This is a genomic window from Bradyrhizobium agreste, from assembly GCF_016031625.1.
GTDB classification, from domain to species: Bacteria; Pseudomonadota; Alphaproteobacteria; order Rhizobiales; family Xanthobacteraceae; genus Bradyrhizobium; species Bradyrhizobium agreste.
In genome coordinates this window covers 1-1,019 of the sequence record NZ_JACCHP010000059.1, presented here as the reverse complement: position 1 = coordinate 1,019, position 1,019 = coordinate 1, and the positions used below count along the sequence as shown (strand labels likewise).

The window sequence follows — 1,019 nt, the reverse complement described above, 5'->3', positions numbered from 1 at the left end:
CTCTAGAACGAATCGCGGCCGAATCGCTGACTCTCCTGTGAGTCCCGTTCCGTTCACGCAACATGTCGCGGGACTCGTCCTGGTTGCGCACTAGATGGAGTTTTGCGGGGGTGCACAAGCGCGCGGGGTGGTTAAAGCTGGGGATGGCCTTGAGTCGAATCAGAATCGGGGAGGAGTCAAATGGATTCCGGGGACACGGGCGCGGCAAGCCAAAAGTTGCGAAAACAACCCCATGCACAGTAGCTAAGTGATTGATTTTGCTGAGGCGCTCTTACCCTCCCCTGGAGGGGGAGGGTCGGCGCGCATGGAGCGCAGCGGAATGTGCGACGGGGTGGGGTGATCTCTCCACGCGGGCGGTCTCCGTGTGGAGAGATCACCCCACCCCGCTCGCGCTTACGCGCGATCGACCCTCCCCCTCCAGGGCTACCGGATTCACAGATCACCTCCGGGGATCATTAGCTTTGCACCGCGCTTCATGGCCTGGAACTCGAGCCAGCCCTCGAGCATGACGATCGGGCCTGGCTTGCCGTAATAGCCGGTCCATCCGCCGAGGCGCGCGCAGACCCAAGCTGCGCGCGCCAGTGATCCCTTCGGATGGGGATTTTTCTGTCGCTCCGTCTTGCCTTCAAGTTGAGCGCAACAGGCTTCCAGCAGGGGAACGTCCTCGGGCTCGAATGCATCGCTCAGGGGCCGCAGAGGCCCTGAGCGATGCATTCGAGCCCGAGGACGTTCCCCTGCTGGAAGCCTGTTGCGCTCAACTTGAAGGCAAGACGGAGCGACAGAAAAATCCCCATCCGAAGGGATCACTGGCGCGCGCAGACCCAAGCTGCGCGCGCCTCGGCGGATGGACCGGCTATTACGGCAAGCCAGGCCCGATCGTCATGCTCGAGGGCTGGCTCGAGTTCCAGGCCATGAAGCGCGGTGCAAAGCTAATGATCCCCGGAGGTGATCTGTGAATCCGGTAGCCCTGGAGGGGGAGGGTCGATCGCGCGTAAGCGCGAGCGGGGTGGGGTGATCTC

General features: G+C 62.8%; 1 protein-coding gene. It reads left to right on the top strand.

Annotated elements, in window-relative coordinates:
• Positions 1 to 674 precede the first annotated feature (674 nt).
• On the top strand, positions 675 to 956 hold the full coding sequence (locus tag HZZ13_RS36295; RefSeq protein ID WP_246504702.1) for a hypothetical protein: 282 nt from the start codon (positions 675 to 677) through the stop codon (positions 954 to 956).
• The last annotated feature ends 63 nt before the right edge of the window (positions 957 to 1,019 follow it).

Excerpts from the sequence above, each read along its gene's own strand:
- HZZ13_RS36295 (WP_246504702.1), top strand. The coding sequence starts at position 675 with ATGCATCGCTCAGGGGCCGCAGAGGCCCTGAGCGATGCATTCGAGCCC.